The organism is Cellulomonas phragmiteti (assembly GCF_016862775.1).
Lineage (GTDB): Bacteria > Actinomycetota > Actinomycetes > Actinomycetales > Cellulomonadaceae > Cellulomonas > Cellulomonas phragmiteti.
The window spans coordinates 25892-50771 of the sequence record NZ_BONP01000023.1 but is presented as its reverse complement, the minus strand read 5'-3'; the positions used below and the strand labels follow the sequence as shown (position 1 = coordinate 50771).

Here is a 24880-nt window from a genome sequence, read left to right as displayed (position 1 = left end):
GGCGTCGTGCTGCCGTCCGTGCTCTACCGGGGGGTGCGGCTGCGGCGCGTCACGTCGTGACCAGCACCTGCCTGTGGTCGTCGCGCACGACGGCGCGCGGGGTGTCCGTCACGTCCAGCTCGACGTGCAGGCGGTGGGCGCCGTCCGCGGACGTCGCGGTGTAGCGGTAGCGCGTGTTGGTCAGCTCGTCGGTGGTGGTGCGGGCGTGGTGCAGCCACGCGTGGCGGCGCCGCAGCGCGATCAGCTCCTGGTGCAGCGCCAGCACGTGCCGCTCGTCGTCGCCCAGGTCGTCGGGGGTGGCGGGCAGCGGGGGCCGCACGGCGTCGTCGCCACCCTCACGGTCCTCCTTGAGGCCCGTCCAGCCCAGCTCGTCGCCGTAGTACACCGACGGCACGCCGGCCACGGTCATGAGGACGACCAGCGCGAGCGCCCCCGCCTGCGGGCCGACGCGCGTGGCGACGCGCGTGACGTCGTGGTTGCCGACGAACGTCTGCGGCACGAACGCCTCGAGCAGCGCGTCGTGCCGCTGCAGCGCGTGGTCGAGCTCCCAGAAGTTGCGGTCGAGCAGGCTGCTCCACACGGCCTTCCACAGCTCGTACTGGGTGACGGCGTCCATGCCGGACGCCGCGACGACGCCCGTGTAGTCGCCGTGGATGACCTCGCCCACGATCCACGCGTCGGGGTGGTGCGCACGCACGGCGGGCAGCACGCGCGCCCAGAACTCCGGCGGTACCGCGTACGCGGCGTCCAGGCGCCAGCCGTCCGCGCCGCGCGTCAGCCAGTGGGACATGACGTCCGCGACGTAGGCGGCCACCGCGGGGTCGTCGTGGTTGAGCGCGACGAGCGCGCGGTGCCCCTCGAAGTCGGCGGTGCGCGGGCCGTCGGGGTGGTCCCAGTCGACGCGGACGAAGCCCGCGCGCGGCCCGTCGGGCCCCTCGGCGAGCACCTGCGTGACCAGCGGGTGCTCCGCGCCGACGTGGTTGAACACGCCGTCGAGCAGCACCCGCAGCCCACGCTCGTGCGCGGCGGCGAGGAACCGCTCGAGGTCGTCGTCCGTGCCCAGGCGCGGGTCGACGCGGAAGTGGTCCGTGGTGTCGTACCCGTGCGTCGACGACGCGAACACCGGGCCCAGCAGCACGCCGTTGGTGCCGAGGCGCACGACGTGGTCGAGCCAGGGGAGCAGGTGGTCGAGGCGCCTGGGCGGGTCGTCGGTGTCGGGGGTGCGGATCGGCGCTCCGACCGCCCCCAGGGGGTAGACGTGCCACCAGATCGCGTGCTCGGTCCATGCCGCGCTCATGCCGCCTCCGTCGCTCGTCCGCCGGCGCCGCCGCACCCGCCCACCCGACCCTAGCCCGCGGGCCGGATCGCTCTCTCACGACCGGGGGTGGGGTGCGGGGCGAGCTGGATCGCTCTCTCACGGTCAGAGGGCAATCCCGCCCACCCCCCGGGGTGAGAGGGCAATCCCGCCCACCCCCCCGGGGTGAGAGGGCAATCCCGCCCACCCCCCGGGGTGAGAGGGCGATCCGGCCCGCCCCCCGGGCGTGAGAGGGCGATCCGGCCCACCGCCCCCGGGGGGTGAGAGAGCAATCGAGCCCACCGCCCCCGGGGGTGGGGTGCCGGATTGCTCTCTCACGCCCAGAGGAGAAGGCGATCCAGCCCGTCCCCCGGGGGTGAGAGGGCGATCCGGCCCACCCCCAGGGGTGAGAGTGCGGTCAGTCGCCGAGGCCTGTCCCGACCTGGCGGGCGGCCTCGACCCACGCGTGGTCCGGGGGGACCAGCTTGACCTTGCCGGCCACGTCGGCGAGCGGCACGGGGACGGCGTCGTCGCCGCGGGCCGCGACCATGACGCCGAACTCGCCGCGGCTGACGAGGTTGGCCGCGGCCGCGCCCAGGCGCGTCGCGAGCAGCCGGTCCGCCGCGCACGGCGTGCCCCCGCGCTGCACGTACCCGAGGATCGTCACGCGGGTCTCCAGGCCGGTGGCGGCCTCGAGCTCGCGCGCGAGCTTGAACGTGTGCTCGCGCTGCGCGTCCTCGACGTGGGCCAGGTGCTTCCTGGCGGCGCGCCGCGACTCCGGGGTCTTCGCGGACTTCACCAGCAGCTGCGCGGCCTGGTAGTCGGCGGTGTCCTCGACGTCCCGCGCGCCCTCGGCGACGGCGACGACCGAGAACGACGAGCCGCGGGCCGTCCGCCGGCGGATCGTGTCCGCGACCGACTCGATCGTGTACGGGATCTCGGGGATGAGGATGATGTCGGCGCCGCCGGCGATGCCCGCCGCGAGCGTCAGCCAGCCGGCGTTGTGCCCCATGATCTCGGTGAGGATGATGCGGTGGTGGCTGTGCGCGGTCGAGTGCACGCGGTCGACGGCCTCGGTGGCGATCTCGGTGGCCGTCGCGAACCCGAAGGTCGTGTCGGTCTCGGCGATGTCGTTGTCGATCGTCTTGGGCAGGTGGATGACGTTGAGGCCGGCGTCGACCAGGCGCATCGCGTTCTTCGCCGTCCCGCCGCCGCCGAGCATGATGAGCGCGTCCAGCCCGAGGGCCTGGTAGTTCTCGACGACGGTCGGCACCATGTCCTGCGGCTCGCCGCCGTCGACCGCGTACCGGTGGACCTTGTCGCGGCTCGTCCCCAGGATCGTCCCGCCGATCGTGAGGATCCCGGACAGCGCCTTGCCGTCGAGCTCGACGTACCGGTTCTCCACCAGCCCCGTGACCCCGTCGCGGAACCCGATGAGCTCCATGCCGTGGTGCCCGATCGCGGTCTTGCCGAACCCGCGGATCGCGGCGTTCAGGCCGGGGCTGTCGCCGCCCGCCGTGAGGATCCCGACCCGCTTCGCCGTGGTCTTGGCCATGCCCGCCTCCGGTGCCCGTGACCGGCGGGGGCCGGCCGTCTGGGCACAGTGTCGTGGGCGGGCGCACCGGCGCACAATCTCGTCGGACGTCGTCGCCGCGCGGTGACGTCCCAGGTCGTCGGCGTGCGCCGGGTCGCGGGACCCGCCGGCCGGCTCAGCCGCGTCGCCGCGAGCGGGCGACGTACGCCTCGCCGCGCGGGCTCAGGGCGTAGCCGACCTCGAAGCTCTGCGTCAGGTCGAGGGCCTTGAGCTTGCGGACGTCGAGCTTGAACGGGTCGCGCTCGCGGCCCAGCTCGGCGGCCAGGTCGGGGGCGCGCACGTGCGGGCGGCGGCGGATGACGTCGAGGGTCGCGGCCGTCCACGGTACGTGGGTGGCAGCGCGGTCGAGACGGTCCAGGCGCGCGTCGATCGCGGCGACGTCGTCGTCGGTGAGGTCGGCGGACTCCCGCAGCGCGATGCGCGGGTCGGGCCCGGCCCAGGCCAGGCCGACGCGGTGGACGGGCCAGGCAGCGGTGTCGGGTGCGTCGGCCCCGCGGTCGGGGGCGGGCGCGCGCCCGTACCGTGCCCGGCTGCGGCGGCGTGCGACGGCACCGGGGTCGAGCAGCGCCCGCAGCGCGGCGGCGTCGGGCAGCCCGGCGGCGCGGGCGTCGGCGTCGGTGAGGGCGGCGGGGTCGACGACGTCGACGGACGTGACCTCGACGACGCCCGCGGACGTCCGGAACCGTGCGCCGGGCTGCACGTCGGCGTGCTGCCAGCGGCGGAACGCGAGCGTCACGGTGCCGTCGGCGACGCCCGCGGCGACCTGGGGTGGCAGGAGCACGCGTCCAGCGTGGCGGGTCGGGGGCGTCGCGTCGAGGGGTGGACGGGGAGCCGTGCGCCAGGTAGCGTATAAGTACCAACTTATACGAACGACGGAGGCGTGATGACCCGGATCGACGCACTGGAGCAGGTCGGGCTCGTGGCACGCGAGCTGCGCCGCGGCGAACGAGACGGCGCCCCGACCAAGGTCGTCGTCGCCCGGCGCACCTACCGCGCCGAGCCGGCCGACGTGTGGGACGCGCTCACCGACGCCGAGCGGCTGCCGCGCTGGTTCGCGCCCGTCACCGGCGACCTGCACGTGGGTGGGCGCTACCAGGTCGAGGGCAACGCGGGCGGCGTCGTCGAGGAGTGCGACGCCCCCCGGCGGTTCTCGCTGACGTGGGAGATGGGCGACCAGGTCAGCTGGGTCGAGGTCCTCCTGGCGCCCGCCGACGGCGGCACCGACCTCACGCTGTCGCACGAGGCCGTCGTCGACCCCCAGTTCTGGGAGCAGTTCGGCCCCGGGGCCGTCGGCGTCGGGTGGGACCTCGCGCTGTGGGGGCTCGCGGCGCACCTCGCCACGGGGGAGGCGATCGCGCGCGAGATCGGCGAGGCCTGGCCGACGACCCCCGAGGGCCGCGCGTTCATCGAGCACGCCGCGACGGGGTGGGCGCAGGCCGACGCCGCCGACGGGCGCGAGGCCGCGTCGGCGGCCGCTGCGGGGGCGCGCACCACCGCGTTCTACACGGGCGACCCCGCCCCCGAGGGATGAGCGCGGCCCGCGCGCCGCGCCCGTCGCCCGACGCGACACCCGACCCGGCCGCCCGCGCGGACGGGGCCGCCCACGGGCGCCCCGTCCCCGTGGACGTCGTGCTCGCGGCGCTCGCGGAACCCGTGCGCCGGCGGCTCGTCGAGCACCTCGGCCGCGCCGAGCGGGCCGCCGGCGAGCTGGTCGCGGCAGCCCGCGAGGAGTTCGGCATCTCCCAGCCGGCGACGTCCCAGCACCTGCGCGTGCTCCGCGAGGCGGGCGTCGTCGTCGTCCGGGCCGACGGGCCGCGGCGGCTCTACCGGGTGGACGTCGCCGCGCTGGACGTCGTCGAGGACTGGCTCGCCGGGTTCCTCGACCCGTTCGCCCAGCCGCTCGACGCCCTGGCCACCGAGCTGGCCCGGGGGAGGCGCGCGCGGCGCGCGGGGGCAGGGGAGGAGTCCGCGGTGACCTCGGCCTGACGGTCGGCGACCGGCGGGCGGTCCGTCCGCAGCCGCTGGTCGGCCAGGTCAGGGCCCGAGGAGCGCGGCGGGGATGACGGCGATCCCGTCGGCCCGTCGGTAGGCCGCAGGCCCCGTCGTGATGACGGCCGCGTCGACGAGGTCGTCGCCCACGTGCTCCCGCAGCCAGTGGAGGTGGCGGACGTCCTGGTCGTCGGCGACGGGAGCGAGCTTGATCTCGAGGGCCACCATCCTCCCGTCGTCACGGGTGACGATGAGGTCCACCTCGTGCTCCCCACGATGCGTACGGAGGTGGCTGACAGCCGCACCGGCGGCGTCGGCGTAGGTCCGGACGCCCAGGGTCACGAGGCTCTCGAAGAGCGCACCGAGGAGGGTGCCGTCGCGCGGGACGGGTGCACCGTCGGGATTCGGCGACGTGAGCAACGCTCCGGCGCCCACGCCGAGGAGCCGAGCAGCCAACGCGGGGTCGGCCAGATGGTGCTTGGGCGCCTGGCCGAGCGAGGTCATGGGGGAGCGGGTGCCGGCCCAGGCCGGGACGGGGTCGAGCAGCCACATCCGTTCGAGTGTGTCGCGGTAGGCCATGGTCGTCGTCTTCGCCGGCTTGTCGGACTGGCCGGGCGTCGAGGCGTCGAGGACTGCGCTGTACGAGGCCGTCGTCGACGTCGCAGCGGCGTAGGCCCGCAACCAGGCGCGGAGCGTCCGGGGGCGGCGCACCACGTGGCCGACCTCGGCGAAGTCGTGCTCGACGACGGCGTCGAGGTACCCGTCGAGTGCGGCGGATCGCGCGTGAGCGGGGACGGCGCGGACGCCCGGCAGGCCCCCGGTCACGATCTCCTCGGCGTAGTCGGCCAGTCCGACCGTGGTCGTCGCGCTGATCGGCGGGCGGGAGCCGGACAGGAGATCGGCGAGAGACACCTCCGGTGCCGGAAGGCCCCTCTCGGCGAGCGTCATGGGCCGCATCCGTAGGCGGACGATCCGCCCGGCACCCGTGTGCGTGGGTGCCGAGGTCGGCGTGGCGGAACCCGTCAGCAGGTAGGACCCCGGCCCGGCGCCTCTGTCGACCGCGCGCCTGACCTGGTCCCACACGTCGGGGAACAGCTGCCACTCGTCGATGAGTACCGGCGGGGGGAGCCGGGTGATGCGTTCACGGTCGGCTCCGAGCAGCACACGCTCCGTCGGGTCGTCCAGGGCGAGGACCGTCGTGGCCCGGCGCGACGCCGTCGCGGTCTTGCCCACCGCCTTCGGGCCGTCGATGACGACAGCGGGGAGGCCCGTCAGCAGGCGGTCGAGCTGCTGGTCGAGGACGCGGGGTATGTACGCCATGCGTCGACACTACCGTTCCGCATCGTCAAACACGACCATTTCGCGATCGCAAACACTACCGTTTCGCGATGTCACACCCTACTGTTCTGCGATCCACCAGCCGAGGTGGCCCATCGCCCACGTGTCCCGTAGGGGACGGCGACGGGCCACGCGACGTCCGCCGTCCTGCCCGCGACCGTCCACGTCAGTCCCGTCGCCGGGTCGTGCCGCGAGGGTCTGGACGCACGCCACGTGCGCACGGGACCCTGGGGGTGATGCGTCCGGCGTCGACGCCGGACGGCGCGACCAGCAGGGGGCTCGCGATGACCACGTCCACGACCGTCGGCACCATCCCCGTCGTCCGCGGCGCGCCCGTCGTCGGCAGCGTCGCCCAGCTCGCGCGCGACCCCGCCGCGTTCTTCGTGCGGTGCTACCGCGAGCACGGCCCGGTGTTCCGCGTGCGGGCGCTGCGCCGCACGCTCACCGTGCTCGCCGGCCCCGAGCTCGCACGCTGGATGGGCTCGCGCGAGGGGCGCGAGAACCTGCGCTCCGCCGAGGTGTGGCAGGGGCTCGTCGACGAGTACGGCGCGACGCGCACCCTCACCGGCGTCGACGGCCCCGAGCACCGGCGGCTGCGTGAGGTCATGCGGCGCGGGTACTCCCGCGAGGCCCTCGACGGGCGCCTCGACGAGCTCGTCGCGATCACCGACGACTGCCTCGACCGCGCGTGGCGGCCGGGCGCCTCGGTGCCGCTCGTCGAGGCGCTGCAGTTCCTCGTCACCAGCCAGCTCGGCACCCTGCTGACCGGCACGGTGCCGACCGAGTACGTGCGCGACATCCGCACGACGATCCTCTACATCCTCAACGCGCTCGTCACGCGCCAGCGCCCGCAGGTCGTGCTGCGCAACCCCGTGTACCGGCGCTCGCGGGCGCGGGTCCAGGAGCTCGGCGAGGAGATGATCCGCGCGCACCGGGCGCGGGGGCCGCGCGCCGACGGCCGGCGCACGCTGGTCGACGACATCATGGACGCCCACGACGCCGACCCCGGGCTGCTGGCGGAGAACGACCTGGTGCTGGCACTCACGGGGCCGTACGTCGCGGGGCTCGACACGGTCGCCAACACGCTCGGGTGCCTGGTGCACGCCGTCCTGGCCCACCCCGACGTGCTCGCGCGCATCCGGGCCGAGGCCGACGAGGTCTTCGCCTCCGGGCCGCTCACCGAGGCGTCCCTCGAGCGCCTCACCGCGACCGACGGCGCGGTCATGGAGACCATGCGCCTGTACCCGATCGCCGTCGCGCAGCCGCGTGTCGCGAACCGCGACTTCGAGTACGCCGGGCACCTGGTCCGTGAGGGCGAGCCGGTCTACTGCGCGATCACCGTGCCGCACTTCCTGCCCGAGTTCTTCCCCGACCCCCTGCGGTTCGACATCGACCGCTACGGGCCCGACCGCCGCGAGCACGTGCCCCCCGGCGCGTACGCCCCGTTCGGCAAGGGCCCGCACACCTGCCTCGGCAAGGGCATCGCGGACGTCCTCATGACGCTCACCGCGGCGCGCCTCTTCCACCGCCTCGACCTCGAGCTCGGACCTCGCGACGCGGTGCTGCGGCGCCGGGCGGCCCCGACCCCGGGGCCGGTGGCGAGCGTGCGCGTGCGGGTCGTGGGGGAGCGGCGGGCGAGCGCGGCCGCGCGGTGAGCGCCGGGCGCGCGACAATCCGGTGTGCGCGCCCTCCTCGCCGTCCTGCTCGCGGCCCTGTGCTTCGGCACCACGGGGACCGCCCAGGCCCTCGGGCCGCAGGTGGACCCCGTGGTGCTGGGCGCGGCGCGGATCGCCGTGGGCGGCCTCGCGCTCGCGGTGGTCGCCGCGCTCGTCGCGCGCCGGCGCCCGTCGACGTCGGACGGTGGCGCGCCCCGGCCAGGCGCGGCCGGGACCTCGCGCGCCCTGCACCCGCGCGCCCTGCACCCTCCCACCCTGCACCCTCCCACCCTGCACCCGCGCACCCTGCACCCGCGCACCGCCGCCGCGGTCGCTCTGGGTGCGCTCGGCGTGCTGGCCTACCAGCCCGCGTTCTTCCTCGGCACGGCCCGCAACGGCGTGGCCGTCGGCACGGTCGTCGCGCTGGGCTCCGCGCCGGTGCTCACGGGCCTGGCGACGTGGGCGGTGCGCCGGGTGCGCCCCGGCGCGCCGTGGCTGGTCGCGACGGCCCTGGCGACGGCCGGCGTCACCGTGCTCGGCCTCGCGCCCGGGGCGTCGGCGGGTGGCGCGACGACGGGCGGGCTCGACGTCGTCGGCGTGCTCGCCTCGCTCGGCGCCGGAGCCGCGTACGCGACGTACACGCTCGCGGGGGCCGCCCTCATCGACGCGGGCTGGACGTCGACCACGAGCATGGGCGCCCTCTTCGGGGTCGCGGGGCTGCTGGCCGTCGGGGTGCTGGTCGTCGTCGGCACCGCCGGCCTGACGACCCCGGCGGGCGTCGCGACCGTCCTGTGGCTGGGCCTGGTGACCACGACGCTCGCGTACGTCCTGTTCGGGTACGGGCTGGCGCGGCTGGGTGCCCCGACGGTCGCGACGCTGACCCTCGCCGAGCCGCTGACCGCGACGGTCCTGGGCCTGGTGGTCCTCGGCGAGCGGCTGTCCGCCGGTGCGTTGACCGGGCTCGTCGTGCTGGCCGCCGGGCTCGTCGTGCTGGCCGCCGCCACGCGCCCGCGGCCCGGCGTCAGGGCAGCAGGGCCGTCCGAGCCGCCAGCAGCAGCACCACGAGCGCCCCGACGACCGACGTCCACCGCCGACCCCGCGGACCGGTGAGCCGCGTCCCCGCCCAGGCGCCCGCGCTGCCCAGCAGCAGCTGCCACGACGCCGACGCCACGAACGCCGCGACGACGAACGCCACCCGCTGGGCGGGCGCGGTGAGCGTGGTCGCCGCCGACCCGGACGTCAGGGCGACGAAGTACACGACGGTCGCCGGGTTCACGGCCGTCGCGGCCAGGACGAGCGCGAACGCGCGGCCCGGGGTCATCGCCCGGCCCGTGACGGCGGGGTCCGGCGCGACCTCGCGGGCCGTCGCGGGGCGCAGCAGCAGCAGCGCGACGACGACCAGCACCGCCGCGGCCGCCCACCGCACCGGCCCGGCCGCGCGCACCAGCACGGGGGCGAGCGCCGACCCGAGCACCACCGCGGCCGTCGCGTACAGCCCGTCGACGACGGCCGCGCCCAGCCCGCCGGCGCACCCGACCCGCCGGCCGTGGCGCGCGCCCAGCAGCACCAGCAGCACGCCGACGGCCCCGACGGGCAGGGCGATGCCGTACCCGGCCAGCAGGCCGGCGACCACTGCGGGCCCCAGGTCGCCGGTCACGGGGTCGGGGCGCAGGTCAGGGGGGTGGGACGACCGCAGCGCATGCCTGGACCCTAGCGACGTCGCGCGCCCCTAGGGTGTGACCGAGTACCCGCCCGAGGCCCCAGAGGACACGACCCGTGACGACCGACAGCACGCCCGCCCCCGGCCCTGCCCCGACGCCGACGGCGAGCGGCGACGCACCTCCCGCGGGCCCCACCGCCTACGGTGCCGCGCCGGTGTTCGGGGCCCCCGCGGCCCCCGGCGACGAGGGCACCCGCGCGCTGCAGCACGACGCCCGCCGCCCGCCGCGCTGGTGGGGCAAGGGCCTGGCCATGGCCGTCGTGGCCGTGTTCGTCGGGATCTTCGCGTGGGACGCGATCGGTGCGCTGCAGAGCCTGCTGGTCAACCTGCTCATCGCCTTCTTCATCGCGCTCGCGCTCGAGCCGATCGTCGTGTGGCTGGTGCGGCACGGGTGGAAGCGCGGTGGGGCGGCCGCGTTCGCGCTGCTCGGCGGCCTCGCGCTCACGCTGGTGGTGCTCGCGCTGTTCGGCAACCTGTTCGTCCAGCAGCTGGTGCAGCTGGTCGGCAACGTGCCGGACCTGTACGCGTCCGCGCAGACGATGGTGCAGGAGCGCTTCGGCGCGCAGCTCCCCGACCAGGAGGAGCTGCTGCAGCAGGCCGCCGAGCAGTGGGGGTCGGAGGTCGCGTCCGGTGCGCTGCTGGTCGGCACGACGATCCTGGGTGGGGTCTTCGCGGCCCTGACGATCCTGCTCGTGACGTACTACCTGCTGGCGGCCGGGCCGCGGTTCCGCGCGTCGATCTGCCGCTGGCTCACGCCGCACCGCCAGCAGGAGGTCCTGCGGCTGTGGGAGGTCACGCAGGTCAAGGTCTCGGACTTCATCAACACCCGCATCGTCCTGGCGGCGATCGCGACGGCGACGACGTTCGCGTTCCTCGCGGTCCTCGGCACCCCGTACTCGCTGCCGCTGGCGCTGTTCACCGGCGTCGTCTCGCAGTTCGTCCCCACGATCGGCACGTACCTGGGGGGTGCGCTGCCGGTGGCGGTCGCGCTGACGTCCCAGGGGGTCCCGCAGGCGCTGGGGGTGCTCGCCTTCATCGTCGGCTACCAGCAGGTCGAGAACCTGTGGCTGGCCCCCAAGGTCTCGGCGCGCGCGCTGGAGATGAACGCGGCGGTGTCGTTCGTCGTCGTGCTCGCCTTCGGTGCGGTGTTCGGCGCGCTGGGTGCGTTCCTCGCGCTGCCGATCGCCGCCACGATCCAGGCGGTCGCGAACACGTACGTGCAGCGCCACGAGCTGGTCGCGTCGCACATGCTGCAGGACCCGGGGCCGGCGAGCGCCGGCGCGGGTGGCGACCCCGCGGGCCGCGGCGACGTGGACAAGGCGCGCGCGGCGGCCGCCGAGGTCGACCAGCGGCGTGAGGACGGCGTCTGACGGCCCGTGCGGCTCAGCGCGCGGGCGCGTGCAGCAGGGCGAGGACCTCGCGCAGGCGTGCCGCGTCCAGCTGACCGGGTGCGCTCGCCGCACCGACGGCGCCGAACGTCATCGCCGAGCCGAACACGCCGCCCGCCAGGCGTGTGACCAGGCCCAGCGCGCCCATCGCCACGGTCACGACGGGGCGGTCGGCGTCGCGGGCGACCGTGCGCGTCGCGCTCAGCAGGGCGAGGACGTCGTCGGGGTCGTGCGGCATGACGGCGACCTTGCAGACGTCGGCGCCGACGGCGCGCTGACGCCGCAGCACCGCGACGATCTCGTCGGCCGGCGGGGTCCGGGCGAAGTCGTGGTGCGACACGACGACGGCGAGCCCGGCGGCGTGCGCGCGATCCACGAGGCCCGTGACGTCCGGGGTCGCGAGCTCGACGTCCACGGCGTCGGCGCCGTCGGGCCCGGCCCCCGCGACGACCGCGTCGACCACGGTGGCGTACGCGGCGTCGTCCGCGGCCTGCGCCCCGCCCTCGCGCTGCGAGCGGAACGTCGCCAGCAGGGGCACGTCGGCGGGCAGCGCGGCGCGCACGGCGGTCACCGCCGCGCGCACCACGGCCGGGTCGCCGGCGGACCCGGCGACGTGGTCCAGGCGCAGCTCGACGACGTCCGCGGCGCCGGCGGGCAGGGACCGGGCCGCTGCGGCAGCCGCGGCGGGCGTCGTCGCCACCACGGGGACGCAGACCTGCGGGGTGCCCGCGCCCAGGGTCGCCCCGCGCAGCCGGAGCACGCCGTCGCTCGTCGTCATGCGCCGATTCTCGCCGCACCGCGGCGTCGGTGCGTCGTGCGTCCGCCGGGAGCGCCCGCTCAGGAGGTCGGCCGGGCGGGGAACGACGCCCACACGTGCTTGCCGGTCGCGTCGGACCACCAGCCGACGTCGCTCGCGAGGCGCCGGGCGATCTGCAGGCCGAACCCGCCCTCGCCGGGCTCGCGGCCCTCGGCGAGGAACGGGGCGTGCGTCGCGTCGCCGTCGGACACGACGACGAGCACCTCGTTCCCGTCGAGCAGCAGCTGCACGTGAGCCGGCGCCCGGCCGTGCGCGAGGGCGTTGGTCGCGAGCTCGGAGGTCACCAGGACGATGTTGTCCGGCAGGCCGTCGTCGTCCGGCGCCGGTGCGACGGAGGCGGCCAGCTGGTCGCGCAGGTCGCTGCGCAGCGCCCTCAGCTCGGCGGCCTGCTCGAGCACCCACCGCCGCACCTGCACGTGGTCGGTCGACGGCCGCGCGGCGGGCAGGGCGCGTCCGAGCACGGTGGGCGACAGGGCGTCGTCGGGGGGGAGAGCCGCGGGTGGGAGGGGTGCGCTGCCGCACGGGGAGCTGCCTCCCCCGGGGCTCGAGGGCGACGTGAGCTGCTGCTCGTCGCTCATGTCCCGCCCCCTTCCTCCTGGTGCGTCCCGCTGCGCCCCGGCTCGTCGCGCGTCCCCCTGGCCCGGCGTCCTCGGCCACCGTAGGCGCCTGCGGGGAATACCACCACAGCGGGCGTGTCGCGCCGCGGGTGGAGGTGGACGGCCGTCCAGGCGGTGCGGGGCGGCGTGTCGGTGGCCGCCGGTAGCGTCGGCACGGGCTGCCGCGCCGGTGGCCGGGCGGAGGGAGCGGTCGTGAGGCTCGGTGTCGTGGGCAGCTTCGGGACGGTGCACGAGGTGGTCGACCTGGCGGTCGAGGCCGAGGGTCACGGCTGGGACGGCTTCTTCACCTGGGACGGCGTGGACCTCGGCGGGATGGACGCCTGGGACCCGTGGGCCGTGCTGGCGGCAGCGGCCGTGCGCACCGAGCGGGTGACGCTCGGCGCCCTGGTCTTCGCTCTGCCGCGCCGCCGGCCGTGGGTGTTCGCCAAGCAGGCGGTGACGGTCGACCACCTCTCGGGCGGGCGGCTGGTCCTGCCCGTGGGGCTGGGGGTGCCGACGGACCGTGCGGTGTCCGGCGTCAGCGGGGAGGCCGCGACGCTCCGGGAGCGCGCGGAGCGGCTCGACGACGCGCTCGCCGTCCTCGAGCGGTCGTTCACCGGGGACCGGTTCGACGTCGACGGCGGGCACCTGCGCGTCGACGGCCTGCAGCTGCGTCCCGTCCCCGTGACCCGCCCCGACGGGCGGTCGCGCATCCCCGTGTGGGTCGTCGGGTCCTTCCCGTCCGCGCGGTCGATGGGCCGCGCCGTCCGGTACGACGGCGTCGTGCCGCAGCACCGTGGCGAGCGTGCCGAGCAGCCGCTCGACCCGCAGGACGTCGCGGACGTCGTCGCCTGGGTGCGTGAGCACCGCCCGGCGGACGCCGGCCCCTTCGACGTGGTCCTGCACGGCGCCCTGCCCGCCGACCGGGGCGCGGCGCGCGAGCACGTGGCGGCGCTCGCGGAGGCCGGGGCGACCTGGTTCGTCGACGCCCTGTGGGACCCCGCCACCGCGACCCCCGAGGCGCTGCTGGCGCGGGTGCGGCAGGGTCCGCCGGTGCCGTGACGGGCGGCGGGGTGCCGGCGACGGACCGGGCGCCGCGGAGGTCAGACGGCGGGTCGGGTCATCGGGTAGATGTGCGGACCTGCGGGGGCCAGGGGGACCGGGGTGTGGGCCTCGGTGTACCCGCGCATCTGGTAGTAGCCGACGTTGACCTCGTTGGTGGTCTCCAGGTACGACCGACCGCGCTGCGCATCGAGGTCCGCGAGGAACCGGCGCATGAGCACGCTCCCACGGCCCTCGCGCTGCAGGTCCGGGCGGACCCCGAACGCCTCGACGTACCAGCAGTCGGCCGGGACGCCGCGGGACGTCAGCTCACCGAAGCGGATGATCCCCGCGCTGTGCTCACGCGTGCGCACCGCGATCCGCGCGATCCGGCCAGCCTGGCGCACCCAGCGCGCGAGCGACATCGGGTACGTCCCCGGCGGGTAGATCGCCAGGACGCCGGTCACCTGGCCGTCGAGCGTGGTGGCCAGGACGCGTCCGTGCCGCAGGCCGTCGGCGAGCGTCATGCGGTACACCTCGCGCAGCTCGCGCTCGCGGCGGGCGCGGACGGGGAACAGGTGCGCGTAGCCCGGATCGTCCGCGAGGGCGGCCGCGAGAACCGCGGCGGCCTGCGAGCGGTCGCGCGGGTCGAGCCGCCCGACCGTGTCGGGCGGGTCGACGCGTTGCGTCCCCGGTGGCCGTCCCCCAGCGTCCATGGGGGCATCGTGACCCGGACGTGCGTCCAGATGCAACCGGTACGCGGGGTTTTCAGCCGCTCCCCGTCCGGGTTGCCCCGGGACGCCACGCGGACCGGGCGCGACCTGCGTGGGGAGGACGGGTGAAGATCCCCCCCGAACCGGCCCGCGAGGGCCTACCGAGGTGACAGGCTCGGCACGTCTCCCGCGCCACCACGCCACGACGTCGTGCGCGCCTGCGCCGCTCCGGTCGGCCGCGACGCGGGGACCGCGACAGGAGGACACGACGGTGCGTGCGGCACGAGCGGCGGGGCGGGCCCCTGCCCGGCAGTGGATGGCGACGGGCGTGCTGGTCGCCCTGGCGGCGACGGCGCTCACGGCATGCAGCGCTGGCGCCCCGGACGCCCGCCCGGCGGCCGAGGCCCTCGCCCGCGCCCTCGAGACGGGTGACTTCGACGCCGTGCCCCTCACGGCGGACGCCCCTGCGCCCGCCGCCCTCGCCGCCACCCGGGCCGAGGTCGTCGAGGGCCTCGGGGAGCAGGCGGCGGCCACCGTCGAGGTCGGCGAGGTGACCCTCGCCGACGACGAGCTGACCGCGACCGCAGGGCTCACCGTCACCTGGGACGTGCCGTGGACGGACGAGGCCTGGACGTACGCCACGACCGCGCAGCTGGTCCGTGACGAGGACGACGACGAGCAGCCGTGGCGCGCGCGCTGGACGCTGCCGCTGCTCGCCCCCGACCTGGTGCCCGGCGAGCAGCTGACGGTGACCCGGCGGCCGGCCGCCCGCGGCGTCGTCCTCGGCCAGGGGGACGTCCCGCTCGTCGAGGACCGACCCGTCGCGCGCATCGGGCTGGACAAGGCCCACGTGGCCGAGGGCGGTCTCGACGCCGACGCCGCGGCGCGCGCCCTCGCCGACGCCCTCGGCACCGACCCCGAGGCGTACGCGCAGCGCGTCGCCGCCGCAGGCCCCCGGGCCTTCGTCGAGGCCATCGTCGTGCGTTCCGGGGACCCGGCGTACGACGTGCCCGCGCTCGACGCCCTGCCCGGGGTGGGCGTGGTGCCCGACGTGCTGCCGCTCGCGGTGACCCGCACCTTCGCGCGGGCGATCCTCGGGACCGTCGGCGACGCGACCGCGGAGATCGTCGAGGCGTCGGAGGGTGAGGTCGTCGCGGGTGACAAGGCGGGCCTGTCGGGGCTGCAGCGGCAGTACGACGCGCAGCTGCGCGGCACACCGGGCGTCGTCGTGGCGGCCGTCGGCGCCGAGACCGGCGCCCAGCGCGTGCTGCTGACGGTCGACGCCGTGCCGGGGCAGCCGCTGCGCACCACCCTCGACGCGACCCTGCAGCAGCGCGCCGAGGACGTCCTCGGCGGCCTCGAGCCCGCGGCGGCCATCGTCGCGGTGCGCCCCTCGACGGGGGAGGTCCTGGCGGCCGCGAACGGTCCGGGCAGCGGCGGGCTGTCGACGGCGACCGTCGGGCAGTACGCGCCCGGCTCGACGTTCAAGGTGGTCAGCGCGCTGGCGTACCTGCGCGGCGGCCTGACGCCGGACTCGACGGTGAGCTGCCTGCCCTCGCTCACGGTCGACGGCCGGACCTTCCAGAACTTCCCGGGCTACCCGGCGGCCGCCCTGGGCGACGTCCCGTTGCGCACCGCCTTCGCGAACTCCTGCAACACCGCGTTCATCGGCGCCCGTGACCTGGCCGCCGACGGTGCGCTGCTCGCCGCGGCCCGCTCCCTCGGCCTGGAGCCGGCGGTCGACCTCGGCTTCCCGGCGTTCCTCGGCACCGTGCCGGACGGAGCATCGGGCACCGCGCACGCGGCGTCGGTCATCGGTCAGGGGGCGGTCCTGGCCTCCCCGCTCGGCATGGCCACCGTCGCGGCGTCGGTCGGGGCGGGGCGCACGGTCGTCCCGTACCTGGTGACGCCCCCCGAGCAGGCCACGGACGACCCGGACGACGCGGACGCGGACGCGGCGACCGACGACGCGGACGGGGCCGACCTGCCACCGGCCGCACCGCTGACGGCCGACGAGGCCGCCGCCCTGCAGTCGATGATGCGGGCCGTCGTCACCGAGGGTGGGGCGACCCTGCTGGCCGACGTGCCCGGCGAGCCGGTCCTCGCCAAGACCGGCACCGCGCAGTTCGGGCAGGACTCCGACCTGCGCAACCACGCCTGGATGATCGCCGTCCAGGGCGACCTGGCGGTCGCGGTGTTCGTCGGTGAGGGAGACTACGGTTCCACGACGGCCGGTCCGCTGCTGCAGGCGTTCCTGGCCGGTTGACCGGCCGGGTCCGCCCCGGGGGACGCTGACGTCAGGAGCGACGATGACCGCACGCCACGTGCCCGGGGGGCCGGGCTGGCTGCGCCCGCTGCCGGGGACGGGTCTGACCGTGAGCGCGCTCGCGCTCGGCGGCAGCCCGCTGGGCAGCATGCCGGAGAACTACGGGCAGGAGGTCTCGCCCGAGCGCGGCATCGACACCGTGCGGGCGGCGCTGCACAGCGACATCCGGTTCCTCGACACGTCCAACGGGTACTCCGGAGGGGAGAGCGAGCGTCGGATCGGTGCGGCCCTGACGGCCGCGGGCGGCGTCCCGGACGGGTACGTGATCGCGACCAAGGTCGACCCCGAGGGGTCCGACTACTCGGGTGAGCGCGTGCGCCGCTCGGTCCTGGAGTCGCGGGAGCGCCTGGGCCTGGACCACCTGCCGCTCGTGCACCTGCACGACCCGGAGTTCCACGAGTTCGACGACCTCACGGGCCCGGACGGGGCCGTGGAGGCCCTCGTGGAGCTCCGCGAGTCGGGTGCGGTGGGAGCGATCGGGCTGGCCGGCGGCCGCGTGCAGGAGATCGCGCGCTACCTCGCGCTCGGAGTGTTCGACGTCCTCCTCGTGCACAACCGCTGGACCCTCGTCGACCGGTCCGCCGGTGCGATCATCGCCGAGGCGCGTGCCCAGGGCATGGGCGTGCTCAACGCGGCCGTCTACGGCGGCGGGATCCTGGCGCACCAGCACGGCGGGCCGACCAGCTACGGCTACCGGCCGGCGCCCCCGCAGGTGCTCGCCGCGGTCGAGGCGATGCGGGCCGCGTGCGCCGACCACGGCACGGACCTGGGGACGGCGGCGCTGCAGTTCTCGCTGCGGGACGACCGGTTCGCGTCGACGATCGTGGGGATGTCCCGCCCCGAGCGCGTCACGCAGACGCTCGCCGCGGCCGCCGCCCCGCTGCCCGACGCCCTGTTCGACGACCTCGAGACGCTGCTCCCGCCGCCCGGCTCCTGGCTCGACGCGCCGTTCGAGGGCTGAGGGGCCGGTCGGGCGGCGTGCCTCGCCCCGGCGGGCATCGATTACCGTTCACCGACGAGGTGGACGTGCGCGCCGCCCGTCGGGGACGGAGCGAGGATGAGCGACGAGGCGAGCGGTGCGGCCCCGGTGCCGGGCCTCGGAACACCCGCAACCGCATCGACGGTCGACCACGACGCGTGCGCGGACGAGCCGATCCGCGTCCCCGGGTCGGTGCAGCCCCACGGCGTGCTGCTGGCCGTCTCGGAGCCCGAGCTGGTGGTGCGGCACGCGTCGACCAACGTCGTCGGGCTGACCGGGCACGACGTGGACGCGGTGCTGGGGTCGTCCCTCGCGGACGTCCTCGGGCAGTCCGCAGCGCGGGCGGTCCGTGCGCACGTGCGCACGTTCGGTGACCTGCGGACCCGCAACCCGCTGGGGCTGGAGGTGCAGGGCCCCGCGGGCCCGGTCGCCGTCGACGCGATCCTGCACCGTGTCGCGGTGGGCGCCGGCACGATGCTCGTCGTCGAGCTCGAGACGGCCGAGGGGCCGCGCCCGTTCTCCTTCCCCAACACGTACCAGGCCGTGCGCGGCGCGCTGGAGGGGCTCAACCGGGCGGTCACGCTCGAGGAGCTGTACGAGGCGGCGGCGCGGGAGGTGCGCACCCTGACCGGGTTCGACCGGGTCATGGTCTACCGCTTCGACGCCGACTACAACGGCGAGGTCGTCGCGGAGGACCGGCGGCCCGACCTCAACTCGTTCCTCGGGCTGCACTACCCCGCCTCGGACATCCCGCCGCAGGCCCGGGCGCTGTACGAGACCAGCTGGGTGCGGATCATCGCCGACGCCCGGTACACGCCGGCCCCGATCGTCCCGGCGTTCGACGAGGTGTCCGGTGAGCCGCTGGACCTGACGCACGCGGTGCTGCGCAGCGTCTCGCCCGTCCACCTCGAGTACCTCGGCAACATGGGCGTGCGCGCCTCGATGTCGATCTCGCTGCTGCGCGACGGCCGGCTGTGGGGCCTGATCGCGTGCCACCACTACGCAGGTCCGCACCGGGTGCCGTACGGCGTGCGGGCGGCCGCCGAGTTCCTCGGCTCGGCGCTCTCGCTGCGCTTGGTGGCGCGGGCGCAGGACCGTGAGCTGGAGCGCGAGCTGCAGGCGCAGGCGGTGGTCGGGCACGTCCTGCGGGCGGCACGGGACCCGGACCGCGGGCTCGCGCAGGCGCTCGTCCGCGACGAGCCGGGCCTGCTGTCGGTCGTCCCCGCGCACGGCCTGGTGGTCGTGGCGGACGGGCAGACCGTGACGGCGGGCGACGCCGACGTCGACGTGGCGGCGCTGCGCTCGTGGGTGCTGGCGCAGCCCGAGGGGGTGACCGCCCGCACCGGGCTGGGGGCGAGCGACCCGACGCTGGCGGCGGCGCTGCCCGACGTGGCGGGCCTGCTGGCCGTGCGCCTGCCCGACGACCAGGTGATCGTCTGGCTGCGGCACGAGCACGTGCGCGACGTCTACTGGGGAGGGGACCCGCAGAACGCGGCCGTCGCGCGCCGCGAGGGCGACGTCGTGCGGCTGAGCCCCCGGGCGTCGTTCGAGCGCTGGCGCGAGGAGGTGCGCGGCCGCAGCGAGCCCTGGGCCGCGGAGCACGTGCGCGCGGTCGAGGACCTGCGCAGCCGGCTGCTCGAGGTCATCATCGAGCGCAACCGCTGGCAGATGGCCGCCGCCCACACCGTGCAGCTCTCCCTGCTGCCGCGGCACCTGCCGACGGTGCCGGGCTGGTCCCTGCAGGCGAGGTACGTTCCGGCGGCGGGCGGGCGGGTCGGCGGCGACTGGTACGACGCGCTCGAGCTGCCCGACGGCCGGCTGGCCGTGGTGGTCGGCGACGTGGCGGGGCACGGCATCGGTGCGGCGGCGGCGATGGGCCAGCTGCGCAACGGGCTGCGGGCGTACCTCCTGCGGTGCGCGGACGTCCGCGAGGCGCTGGTCGACCTGGACGAGCTCGCGCGGCGCACCATGCCGGAGGACATGGCGACGGTGGTCGTGGTGGTGGTGGACCCGCTGACGGGCGCCGCCACGATGGGGGCGGCGGGTCACCCGCGTCCGCTGGCGCTGGCGCCCGACGGTGCGGCCGAGCTGGTCGCGATGCGGGTGGACCGCCCGGTCGGGGTCGGCTCGGGCGACCCGCGGGTCGTGGACCTGCACCTGGAGCCGGGTGGTGGGATCGTGCTGTACAGCGACGGCCTGGTCGACTCGCGGACCACGGCGCTGGCGGAGGGCATCGACCGGCTGATCCGGCACTTCGACCGCCCCGACCCGACGGTGCCGGTCGACATCGACGAGGTCGTGGCGGACTGCTCGGACCCCGACTCGAAGGACGACATGACGCTGCTGCTGCTGTGCCGGGACGTCGACCTGCCCCCGGGTGCGCGCCCGTGAGCGTCCGGCGGGCGGCGGCCCGCGCGTTCTGGCGGGTGAGCCGGTGGAGGCTGCGGACCGAGCGCGTCCCGCGGGACGGCGCGGGGATCCTCATCGGCGCACCGCACACGTCCAACTGGGACTTCGTCCTCATGCTGGCGATCGCGTGGGAGGCCGAGCTGCCGTTCCGGTGGCTCGGCAAGCACACGCTGTTCCAGGGCCCGGCGGGACCGCTGATGCGCGCGCTGGGCGGGATCCCCGTGGACCGGCGCGACCCGGCGGGTCTGGTGGACGACATCGTGGCGCGCATGGCGGCGGGTGAGCGGTTCTACCTCGTCGTGACGCCCGAGGGCACGCGGTCGGGCTCGGGCTGGAAGTCGGGGTTCTACCGCATCGCACGCGCGGTGGACCTCCCGGTGACGCTGGGCTACGTGGACCGCACGACGATGACGGCGGGCCTGGGCCCGACCCTGACGCTGACCGGTGACATGCGCGCGGACATGGACGTCGTGCGCGCGTTCTACGCCGACAAGTCCGGGTTCGTCCCGGCGCGGCGCACCGAGCCGCGGCTGCGGGACGAGGGCGCTCCGGATGCGGTGGAGCCGGACCCGACCTAGCGTCGTGTCACCGACGAAGGGAGCTCTCATGGGTCTGGACGACAAGGTCAAGAACTCCGCGCAGGAGGCCGGCGGCAAGGCCAAGGAGGCGCTCGGCAAGGCGACGGGCGACGAGGAGCGCGAGGCCGAGGGCAAGGCCGACCAGTCCTCGGCCAACCTCAAGCAGGCCGGCGAGAACGTGAAGGACGCCTTCCGCTGACGCCTCGGCGAGCGACGACCGGGCGCCGGTGGCGCTCGCAGCACCCCCGTGCCGAGGACGGCGCGGGGGTGCTGCGCTCTCGGGGGGACGTCCGTCCGTCACCCGGTCGGCCGCGTCGGGAGCGCCGACGGCGCCGACACGCCCGGCCGGGGGTCCCGCAGATACCCGCCGTCCGGGTGAATTGGGCTCCTGTCCAAGACAAGTGACCCACATCACTTCCGTTCCGCGTGAGAGCCGTCTAATGTCGGACTTGTCAGCGAAACGGCAAACCCTCCGCGAGGGGGGGACGCAAAGCCACGGGACCCACGGGGTCAGCCGGGCTACCGAACGAAGGGCCCCGTCATGGACCAGCGCAACTCGGCCGCAGAGCCGCACGAGGTTCGCCCCCAGGTCATCCCGGTCGCCCGTTGGGCCGCCATCGCCGCCCGCCTCGAGGCGTCGGTCCTGGTGCCTGCTCAGCGCGACGCTCTCGCCGCCTGACGCACCCCCCAGACTCGCAGAACGGTCCCTGTCGTCTCCCCCGGTGGCAGGGGCCGTTCTGCGTGACCTTCCGGCTCAGAGCTCGCCGACGCGCGTGAGATAGCGCATCGCGAGCCAGCCGAGCGGGATCCGCAGCCAGAACGTCAGCACGCGGAAGAGCAGCGCGATCGTCCCGGCGACACCGAGGTTGATGCCGACGACGGTCGACAGGCCCAGTGCCAGCGCGGTGTCGACGGTCCCGATGCCACCGGGCGTCGGGATCACGGAGCCGGCGGTGTTGCCGGTGAGGTACACCAGCGCGACCTGCACCAGCGACGCCTCCTGGCCGAGGGCCGCGAGCGCCGCCTCGAACGCCAGCACGTACCCCATCGTCATGAGGACGTTGCCGCCGAGCGCGAGCGCGAGCCGCCAGGGCTGCCCGATGACCTCGATGAGCCGGGGCAGGGTCTGGCGGACCGTCGGCCCCACCGTGCGCTGCGCCCACGTCCGCACGCCGGGGAACAGCAGCGCGACGCCGACGCCGGCCGCCGCCACCGCGAGCACGATCAGCACGGCCGGCGAGACCGGGGACGACGTGGGGGAGCCCACGCCCGCCGTCACGGTCAGCACGAGCAGCAGCAGCAGGGTCGTGACGAACTGGCTGACCTGGACCAGCGCGACGGTGGCGCCCGCGAGCGTCGCGCTCACGCCGCGCCGCGTCAGCATGCGCAGGTTGAGGGCGGCCGGCCCGATCCCGGCGGGGGCGGCCAGCGCGACGAAGGTCGCGGCGGTCTGGACGAGCGTGGCCCGCCAGACCGTCAGCCGCACCGGGGAGAACGCGACGAACGTCAGCGCGGCGCCCACGAGCGTGAGCAGCCCCAGCCCGGCGGCGAGGGCCGAGTAGCGCCAGTCGCTGTCCGCCAGCACGGGGCCGATCTGGGAGACGTTGACGTACGTGAGCACGACGAACACCGCGACGATCGTCAGCACGATCGTCATCAGGGTGCGCGCCCCGAACCGGACGAGCTGCTCGGGCTGGACGTCGGCCTCCGGCAGGCGGGCGACCAGCGCGGACCGCAGCTCGGCGAGGACCTCCTTGTGCACGCGCATCTCGTCGCGCGTGCGCCGGGGCAGGGCCACGGTCTGCAGCAGCGGGCCGATGGCCTCGATGTCGGCAGCGGGCAGCATCTCGGCGGCGGAGCGCACGGCGCGGGCGGCGCCCACGCGCAGGGCGAGCAGGGCGATGAGCTGCATGGTGTCCATGCGGCGCGCGAGGTCCGACGACGCGACGTCCCCCTGCTCCCAGCCGGTGATCCACACCCGCGGCCCGGCGGGTCGCTGCTCGACCAGGATGACGTCGGAGGTCAGTGCTCGGTGGGCGATGCCCGCGGCGTGCGCGAGGCTCAGCTGGGCCCAGATGGCGTGCAGCACGTCGTCGTCGATGTCGTCGGTCTCGACGTCGGACAGCGGGACCGCGGCGTCGGTGCCCTCCTGCAGCAGCAGCATCGAGTCCTCGGCCTCGGCGATGCTCAGCAGCTGGGGCGTGCGGACGCCGGCGGCGCGGGCGGCGTAGGCGAGCAGGGCGGCGCGCTCGGTGGCCTGGCGCAGCGACAGCGCCGAGCGACCCTCGAGCCCACGCAGCCGCAGGCTGCGCCAGAGCCGGGTGATCATGCCGACGACCTGGCGGTCACCGTCGAAGACCAGCAGGTCGAGGTGGCGGCCGTCGTCGGTCGCGACGTCGTAGACGCGGTCGCCGGACGCGCGCACGAGCGCGCGCTGCGCGGGCGCGCCGGCGGGCAGCTGTGCCAGGGCGGTGAGGGTCGCCGGGGTGCGGTCGGCCTCGAGCACGGGGTCGGGGACCCGCACGACGGTGGCGGGCTCGACCCCGGCGCGCCGGATCCCGGCGAGCAGCGCGTCACCGTAGGCGCGCTCGGGGTCGACGCCGCCGAGGTACCGCACGCCCAGCCCGGCGACCCGGCCGACCAGCAGGGCCAGGCCCAGGCCGGCGAGGGACACGGCGGCGGTGATGAGGACGACGCCGGTCGTGATCCACAGCAGGTTCCACGACCACGCGACGCTGCGTCGTCGGCTGCGCGGCCCGGCGACGGTCAGCAGCGCGGTGAGCATCGCGATGTACTCGGGGATCGTGAGCGTCCACTGGCCGCCCAGGCGCACCGACATCCCCTGGACCAGCTCGGCGGAGCCGAACGCGAGGAACGTCCAGTGCAGCGCGGCGACCAGCAGCATCGCGCCGGCGGCGGCGACCACGGACTGCAGCAGCTGGCGGCCGAGCCGACGCAGCGCGAGCTCGGTGAGCACGGCGATCGGCACCACCACGGTGGTGAACCCGACGAGCACGTTGACGGGGACGAACAGGATGCGCCGCAGCAGGGTGGCGAACCCCTGGACGTCCTCCGCGACGCCCGTCGTGGTGTTCTGGGCGTAGGTCGCCAGGACGACGACGACGACGGCGAGCAGCGTGGTCAGCGTAGCGCCGAGCAGGTCGCTGGGGCGGTGCAGGCGGGCTGGCCGGACGTCCTGCACGTCGACCCGGGAGCGCACGGCACGCACGGAGCCCGTGGGGGTGAGCAGCGCCGCGGGCGTCGCGGCGGCGGCGCCCGTGGTCCGCGCGCGCGTGTCGTCGGGGTCGTCGACGGCACCGTCCGGCGCAGGCGTCGACGAGGTGGACATGATGGCGAGTGTAGGCAGGACGCTGCGCGCGCCTCGTCCTCCTCACGGTGGGTCGTGCGGTCCGCGCCCTCCGCCCCGGGAGTCAACACCTGTTGACATGCCGAGGCCAGCGGGTCAACATGTGTTGACGTCAGGACATCGATCGAGGAGCACCGATGACCCAGGAGGAGGCCGACATGTCCGTTCTGGTCGCCCGCGCCGAGGACGACGACCCGCTGGGTGCCCTCCTCGCGCTGTCCCACCTGCGCCGCGAGGTCGCGCGCCGCGAGGCCGTCGCCGTCCGCCGCGCCCGCGCCGCCGGCGTCCCGTGGGTCGCGATCGCCGCGATGCTCGGCGTCAGCAAGCAGGCCGTCCACCGCCGGTACGGCGGTCGACGCCGCGAGGCCTGACCAGCCCGTTCGCCGCGCCGTGCGTGACGGTGCGCGCTACGTTCGTCGCAGGGGTGTCGCCGCGCGGTCCCGCGCCGTGCCGCTCCCGGCAGCAGGTCTGCCCGGCGAGGAGGCGCACATGGTCGACGAGATCTCCACCCAGGTGGCACGCACGCTCAGCAGGCTCTGGTGGCTGCCCGTGCTGCGCGGGCTCCTGCTGCTGATCCTCGGGCTGCTGCTCATGGCGCAGCCGACCGCCTCGGTCCAGGCCATCGTCTGGCTGTTCGGCATCTTCGCCGTCGTCGACGGCGTGGTCGCGCTCGTCCACGGGCTCGCGGACCGCGGTGTCCCCGGGTGGACGTGGTGGGTGGTCGAGGGTCTGGCCGGCGTCGCGGTCGGTGCGGCCGTCGTGCTGTGGCCGGGGCCGACCGTCCGCGTCCTGTTCTTCCTGTTCGCCGCCTGGCTGCTGGTCCTCGGCGTCGTGTCGATCCTCGGGGCCGTCGCGATGTCGCGCTCGCGCGGCGCGGGGTGGCACTGGCCGCTCGCGTTCGGGCTGGTGTGCACGCTGTTCGCGCTGCTGCTCATCGCTCGCCCGCAGGGCTCGCTCGCGGTCTTCGGCGTCCTGCTCGGGCTGTTCGCGTTCGTCGGGGGAGCGCTCAACGTCGTCAGCGGCTTCGCGGTGCGGCAGGTCGCGCGCGACCTGGCGAGCGACCCCGCCGCCTGACC

General features: G+C 75.8%; 23 protein-coding genes and 1 riboswitch. Of the genes, 14 read left to right on the top strand and 9 right to left on the bottom strand.

Translation table 11 applies throughout. The features are described from left to right. Positions 1-49 precede the first annotated feature (49 nt). The 3 genes from Cph01nite_RS15510 to Cph01nite_RS15500 all read right to left on the bottom strand — a co-directional run bounded on the left by Cph01nite_RS15510 (position 50) and on the right by Cph01nite_RS15500 (position 3669). A complete protein-coding gene (locus tag Cph01nite_RS15510; protein WP_203675595.1) occupies positions 50-1297 on the bottom strand; it encodes an alpha-amylase family protein in 1248 nt (415 codons plus the stop codon). Positions 1298-1712: 415 nt separating this feature from the next. Further along, positions 1713-2849, bottom strand: a complete 1137-nt coding sequence (locus Cph01nite_RS15505) for an ATP-dependent 6-phosphofructokinase (protein ID WP_203675594.1) — start codon at positions 2847-2849, stop codon at positions 1713-1715. A 154-nt stretch (positions 2850-3003) separates the two neighbouring features. Further along, positions 3004-3669: a hypothetical protein gene (locus Cph01nite_RS15500; protein ID WP_203675593.1), complete on the bottom strand. Its 666-nt coding sequence runs from the start codon at positions 3667-3669 to the stop codon at positions 3004-3006. Positions 3670-3771: 102 nt separating this feature from the next. Here Cph01nite_RS15500 and Cph01nite_RS15495 point away from each other — a divergent pair, with 102 nt between their 5' ends. Further along, a complete protein-coding gene (locus tag Cph01nite_RS15495; protein ID WP_203675592.1) occupies positions 3772-4419 on the top strand; it encodes an SRPBCC family protein in 648 nt (215 codons plus the stop codon). Continuing rightward, positions 4416-4874 carry an ArsR/SmtB family transcription factor gene (locus Cph01nite_RS15490; RefSeq protein ID WP_203675591.1) on the top strand — a complete coding sequence of 153 codons (459 nt, stop codon included), beginning with the start codon at positions 4416-4418 and terminating at the stop codon, positions 4872-4874. Before Cph01nite_RS15495 ends, Cph01nite_RS15490 begins: the two co-directional genes overlap by 4 nt. A gap of 48 nt (positions 4875-4922) precedes the next feature. Here Cph01nite_RS15490 and Cph01nite_RS15485 read toward each other — a convergent pair whose 3' ends face one another. Beyond that, a complete protein-coding gene (locus Cph01nite_RS15485; protein WP_203675590.1) occupies positions 4923-6197 on the bottom strand; it encodes an ATP-binding protein in 1275 nt (424 codons plus the stop codon). Positions 6198-6499: 302 nt separating this feature from the next. Here Cph01nite_RS15485 and Cph01nite_RS15480 point away from each other — a divergent pair, with 302 nt between their 5' ends. Continuing rightward, complete coding sequence (locus Cph01nite_RS15480) at positions 6500-7870, top strand: cytochrome P450 (RefSeq protein ID WP_203675589.1); 1371 nt, start codon at positions 6500-6502, stop codon at positions 7868-7870. Between the two features lie 24 nt (positions 7871-7894). Beyond that, a complete protein-coding gene (locus Cph01nite_RS15475; protein ID WP_203675588.1) occupies positions 7895-8980 on the top strand; it encodes a DMT family transporter in 1086 nt (361 codons plus the stop codon). Here Cph01nite_RS15475 and Cph01nite_RS15470 read toward each other — a convergent pair. Beyond that, positions 8892-9527, bottom strand: coding sequence for a LysE family transporter (locus tag Cph01nite_RS15470; protein ID WP_203675587.1), 636 nt, complete (start codon positions 9525-9527; stop codon positions 8892-8894). The two genes, Cph01nite_RS15475 and Cph01nite_RS15470, sit on opposite strands and share 89 nt — an antisense overlap. 119 nt (positions 9528-9646) lie before the next feature. Between Cph01nite_RS15470 and Cph01nite_RS15465 the strand changes: the two genes are divergently transcribed. Beyond that, positions 9647-10960: an AI-2E family transporter gene (locus Cph01nite_RS15465; RefSeq protein WP_239069300.1), complete on the top strand. Its 1314-nt coding sequence runs from the start codon at positions 9647-9649 to the stop codon at positions 10958-10960. 13 nt (positions 10961-10973) lie between these two features. Here the strand turns inward: Cph01nite_RS15465 and aroD are convergent, their stop codons facing one another. Both aroD and Cph01nite_RS15455 read right to left on the bottom strand, forming a co-directional pair. Continuing rightward, complete coding sequence (aroD, locus tag Cph01nite_RS15460) at positions 10974-11756, bottom strand: type I 3-dehydroquinate dehydratase (RefSeq protein ID WP_203675586.1); 783 nt, start codon at positions 11754-11756, stop codon at positions 10974-10976. 59 nt (positions 11757-11815) lie between these two features. Then, a complete protein-coding gene (locus tag Cph01nite_RS15455) occupies positions 11816-12373 on the bottom strand; it encodes an ATP-binding protein (RefSeq protein ID WP_203675585.1) in 558 nt (185 codons plus the stop codon). Between the two features lie 231 nt (positions 12374-12604). Here Cph01nite_RS15455 and Cph01nite_RS15450 point away from each other — a divergent pair, with 231 nt between their 5' ends. Further along, positions 12605-13453 (top strand): LLM class flavin-dependent oxidoreductase, encoded by an 849-nt coding sequence (locus Cph01nite_RS15450; protein ID WP_203675584.1) that lies wholly within the window; start codon positions 12605-12607, stop codon positions 13451-13453. Positions 13454-13494: 41 nt separating this feature from the next. Here Cph01nite_RS15450 and Cph01nite_RS15445 read toward each other — a convergent pair whose 3' ends face one another. Then, entirely contained in the window at positions 13495-14148 is a 654-nt protein-coding gene (locus tag Cph01nite_RS15445; RefSeq protein ID WP_203675583.1) for a GNAT family N-acetyltransferase, read from the bottom strand. A 268-nt stretch (positions 14149-14416) separates the two neighbouring features. Here Cph01nite_RS15445 and Cph01nite_RS15440 point away from each other — a divergent pair, with 268 nt between their 5' ends. The 6 genes from Cph01nite_RS15440 (at position 14417) to Cph01nite_RS15415 (ending at position 21116) form a co-directional block, all read left to right on the top strand. Next, entirely contained in the window at positions 14417-16411 is a 1995-nt protein-coding gene (locus Cph01nite_RS15440; RefSeq protein ID WP_308439446.1) for a penicillin-binding transpeptidase domain-containing protein, read from the top strand. A gap of 43 nt (positions 16412-16454) precedes the next feature. Next, positions 16455-17432, top strand: a complete 978-nt coding sequence (locus Cph01nite_RS15435) for an aldo/keto reductase (RefSeq protein ID WP_203675582.1) — start codon at positions 16455-16457, stop codon at positions 17430-17432. 96 nt (positions 17433-17528) lie between these two features. Next, positions 17529-19841: a SpoIIE family protein phosphatase gene (locus Cph01nite_RS15430; RefSeq protein ID WP_203675581.1), complete on the top strand. Its 2313-nt coding sequence runs from the start codon at positions 17529-17531 to the stop codon at positions 19839-19841. Next, positions 19838-20437: a 1-acyl-sn-glycerol-3-phosphate acyltransferase gene (locus Cph01nite_RS15425; RefSeq protein ID WP_203675580.1), complete on the top strand. Its 600-nt coding sequence runs from the start codon at positions 19838-19840 to the stop codon at positions 20435-20437. Before Cph01nite_RS15430 ends, Cph01nite_RS15425 begins: the two co-directional genes overlap by 4 nt. Before the next feature lie 28 nt (positions 20438-20465). Beyond that, positions 20466-20636, top strand: a complete 171-nt coding sequence (locus tag Cph01nite_RS15420) for a CsbD family protein (RefSeq protein WP_203675579.1) — start codon at positions 20466-20468, stop codon at positions 20634-20636. 253 nt (positions 20637-20889) lie between these two features. After that, a riboswitch (cyclic di-GMP riboswitch) is annotated at positions 20890-20964 on the top strand. Between the two features lie 14 nt (positions 20965-20978). Then, positions 20979-21116, top strand: a complete 138-nt coding sequence (locus tag Cph01nite_RS15415; RefSeq protein WP_203675578.1) for a hypothetical protein — start codon at positions 20979-20981, stop codon at positions 21114-21116. 75 nt (positions 21117-21191) lie between these two features. Here Cph01nite_RS15415 and Cph01nite_RS15410 read toward each other — a convergent pair whose 3' ends face one another. After that, positions 21192-23786, bottom strand: coding sequence for a lysylphosphatidylglycerol synthase transmembrane domain-containing protein (locus Cph01nite_RS15410; RefSeq protein WP_203675577.1), 2595 nt, complete (start codon positions 23784-23786; stop codon positions 21192-21194). Positions 23787-23941: 155 nt separating this feature from the next. On the opposite strand from Cph01nite_RS15410, the gene Cph01nite_RS15405 reads away from it, so the two are divergent. Continuing rightward, positions 23942-24175 (top strand): hypothetical protein, encoded by a 234-nt coding sequence (locus tag Cph01nite_RS15405; RefSeq protein WP_239069299.1) that lies wholly within the window; start codon positions 23942-23944, stop codon positions 24173-24175. A 118-nt stretch (positions 24176-24293) separates the two neighbouring features. Continuing rightward, positions 24294-24878 carry an HdeD family acid-resistance protein gene (locus Cph01nite_RS15400; RefSeq protein WP_203675576.1) on the top strand — a complete coding sequence of 195 codons (585 nt, stop codon included), beginning with the start codon at positions 24294-24296 and terminating at the stop codon, positions 24876-24878. Positions 24879-24880: the final 2 nt, after the last annotated feature.

What these genes read in the sequence shown, in the direction of transcription:
- Cph01nite_RS15510 (WP_203675595.1), bottom strand. Translation starts at nt 1,297, where the DNA reads ATGAGCGCGGCATGGACCGAGCACGCGATCTGGTGGCACGTCTACCCC.
- Cph01nite_RS15505 (WP_203675594.1), bottom strand. Translation starts at nt 2,849, where the DNA reads ATGGCCAAGACCACGGCGAAGCGGGTCGGGATCCTCACGGCGGGCGGC.
- Cph01nite_RS15495 (WP_203675592.1), top strand. Translation starts at nt 3,772, where the DNA reads ATGACCCGGATCGACGCACTGGAGCAGGTCGGGCTCGTGGCACGCGAG.
- Cph01nite_RS15490 (WP_203675591.1), top strand. Translation starts at nt 4,416, where the DNA reads ATGAGCGCGGCCCGCGCGCCGCGCCCGTCGCCCGACGCGACACCCGAC.
- Cph01nite_RS15485 (WP_203675590.1), bottom strand. Translation starts at nt 6,197, where the DNA reads ATGGCGTACATACCCCGCGTCCTCGACCAGCAGCTCGACCGCCTGCTG.
- Cph01nite_RS15480 (WP_203675589.1), top strand. Translation starts at nt 6,500, where the DNA reads ATGACCACGTCCACGACCGTCGGCACCATCCCCGTCGTCCGCGGCGCG.
- aroD (WP_203675586.1), bottom strand. Translation starts at nt 11,756, where the DNA reads ATGACGACGAGCGACGGCGTGCTCCGGCTGCGCGGGGCGACCCTGGGC.
- Cph01nite_RS15455 (WP_203675585.1), bottom strand. Translation starts at nt 12,373, where the DNA reads ATGAGCGACGAGCAGCAGCTCACGTCGCCCTCGAGCCCCGGGGGAGGC.
- Cph01nite_RS15445 (WP_203675583.1), bottom strand. Translation starts at nt 14,148, where the DNA reads ATGGACGCTGGGGGACGGCCACCGGGGACGCAACGCGTCGACCCGCCC.
- Cph01nite_RS15435 (WP_203675582.1), top strand. Translation starts at nt 16,455, where the DNA reads ATGACCGCACGCCACGTGCCCGGGGGGCCGGGCTGGCTGCGCCCGCTG.
- Cph01nite_RS15430 (WP_203675581.1), top strand. Translation starts at nt 17,529, where the DNA reads ATGAGCGACGAGGCGAGCGGTGCGGCCCCGGTGCCGGGCCTCGGAACA.
- Cph01nite_RS15420 (WP_203675579.1), top strand. Translation starts at nt 20,466, where the DNA reads ATGGGTCTGGACGACAAGGTCAAGAACTCCGCGCAGGAGGCCGGCGGC.
- Cph01nite_RS15415 (WP_203675578.1), top strand. Translation starts at nt 20,979, where the DNA reads ATGGACCAGCGCAACTCGGCCGCAGAGCCGCACGAGGTTCGCCCCCAG.
- Cph01nite_RS15410 (WP_203675577.1), bottom strand. Translation starts at nt 23,786, where the DNA reads ATGTCCACCTCGTCGACGCCTGCGCCGGACGGTGCCGTCGACGACCCC.
- Cph01nite_RS15405 (WP_239069299.1), top strand. Translation starts at nt 23,942, where the DNA reads ATGACCCAGGAGGAGGCCGACATGTCCGTTCTGGTCGCCCGCGCCGAG.
- Cph01nite_RS15400 (WP_203675576.1), top strand. Translation starts at nt 24,294, where the DNA reads ATGGTCGACGAGATCTCCACCCAGGTGGCACGCACGCTCAGCAGGCTC.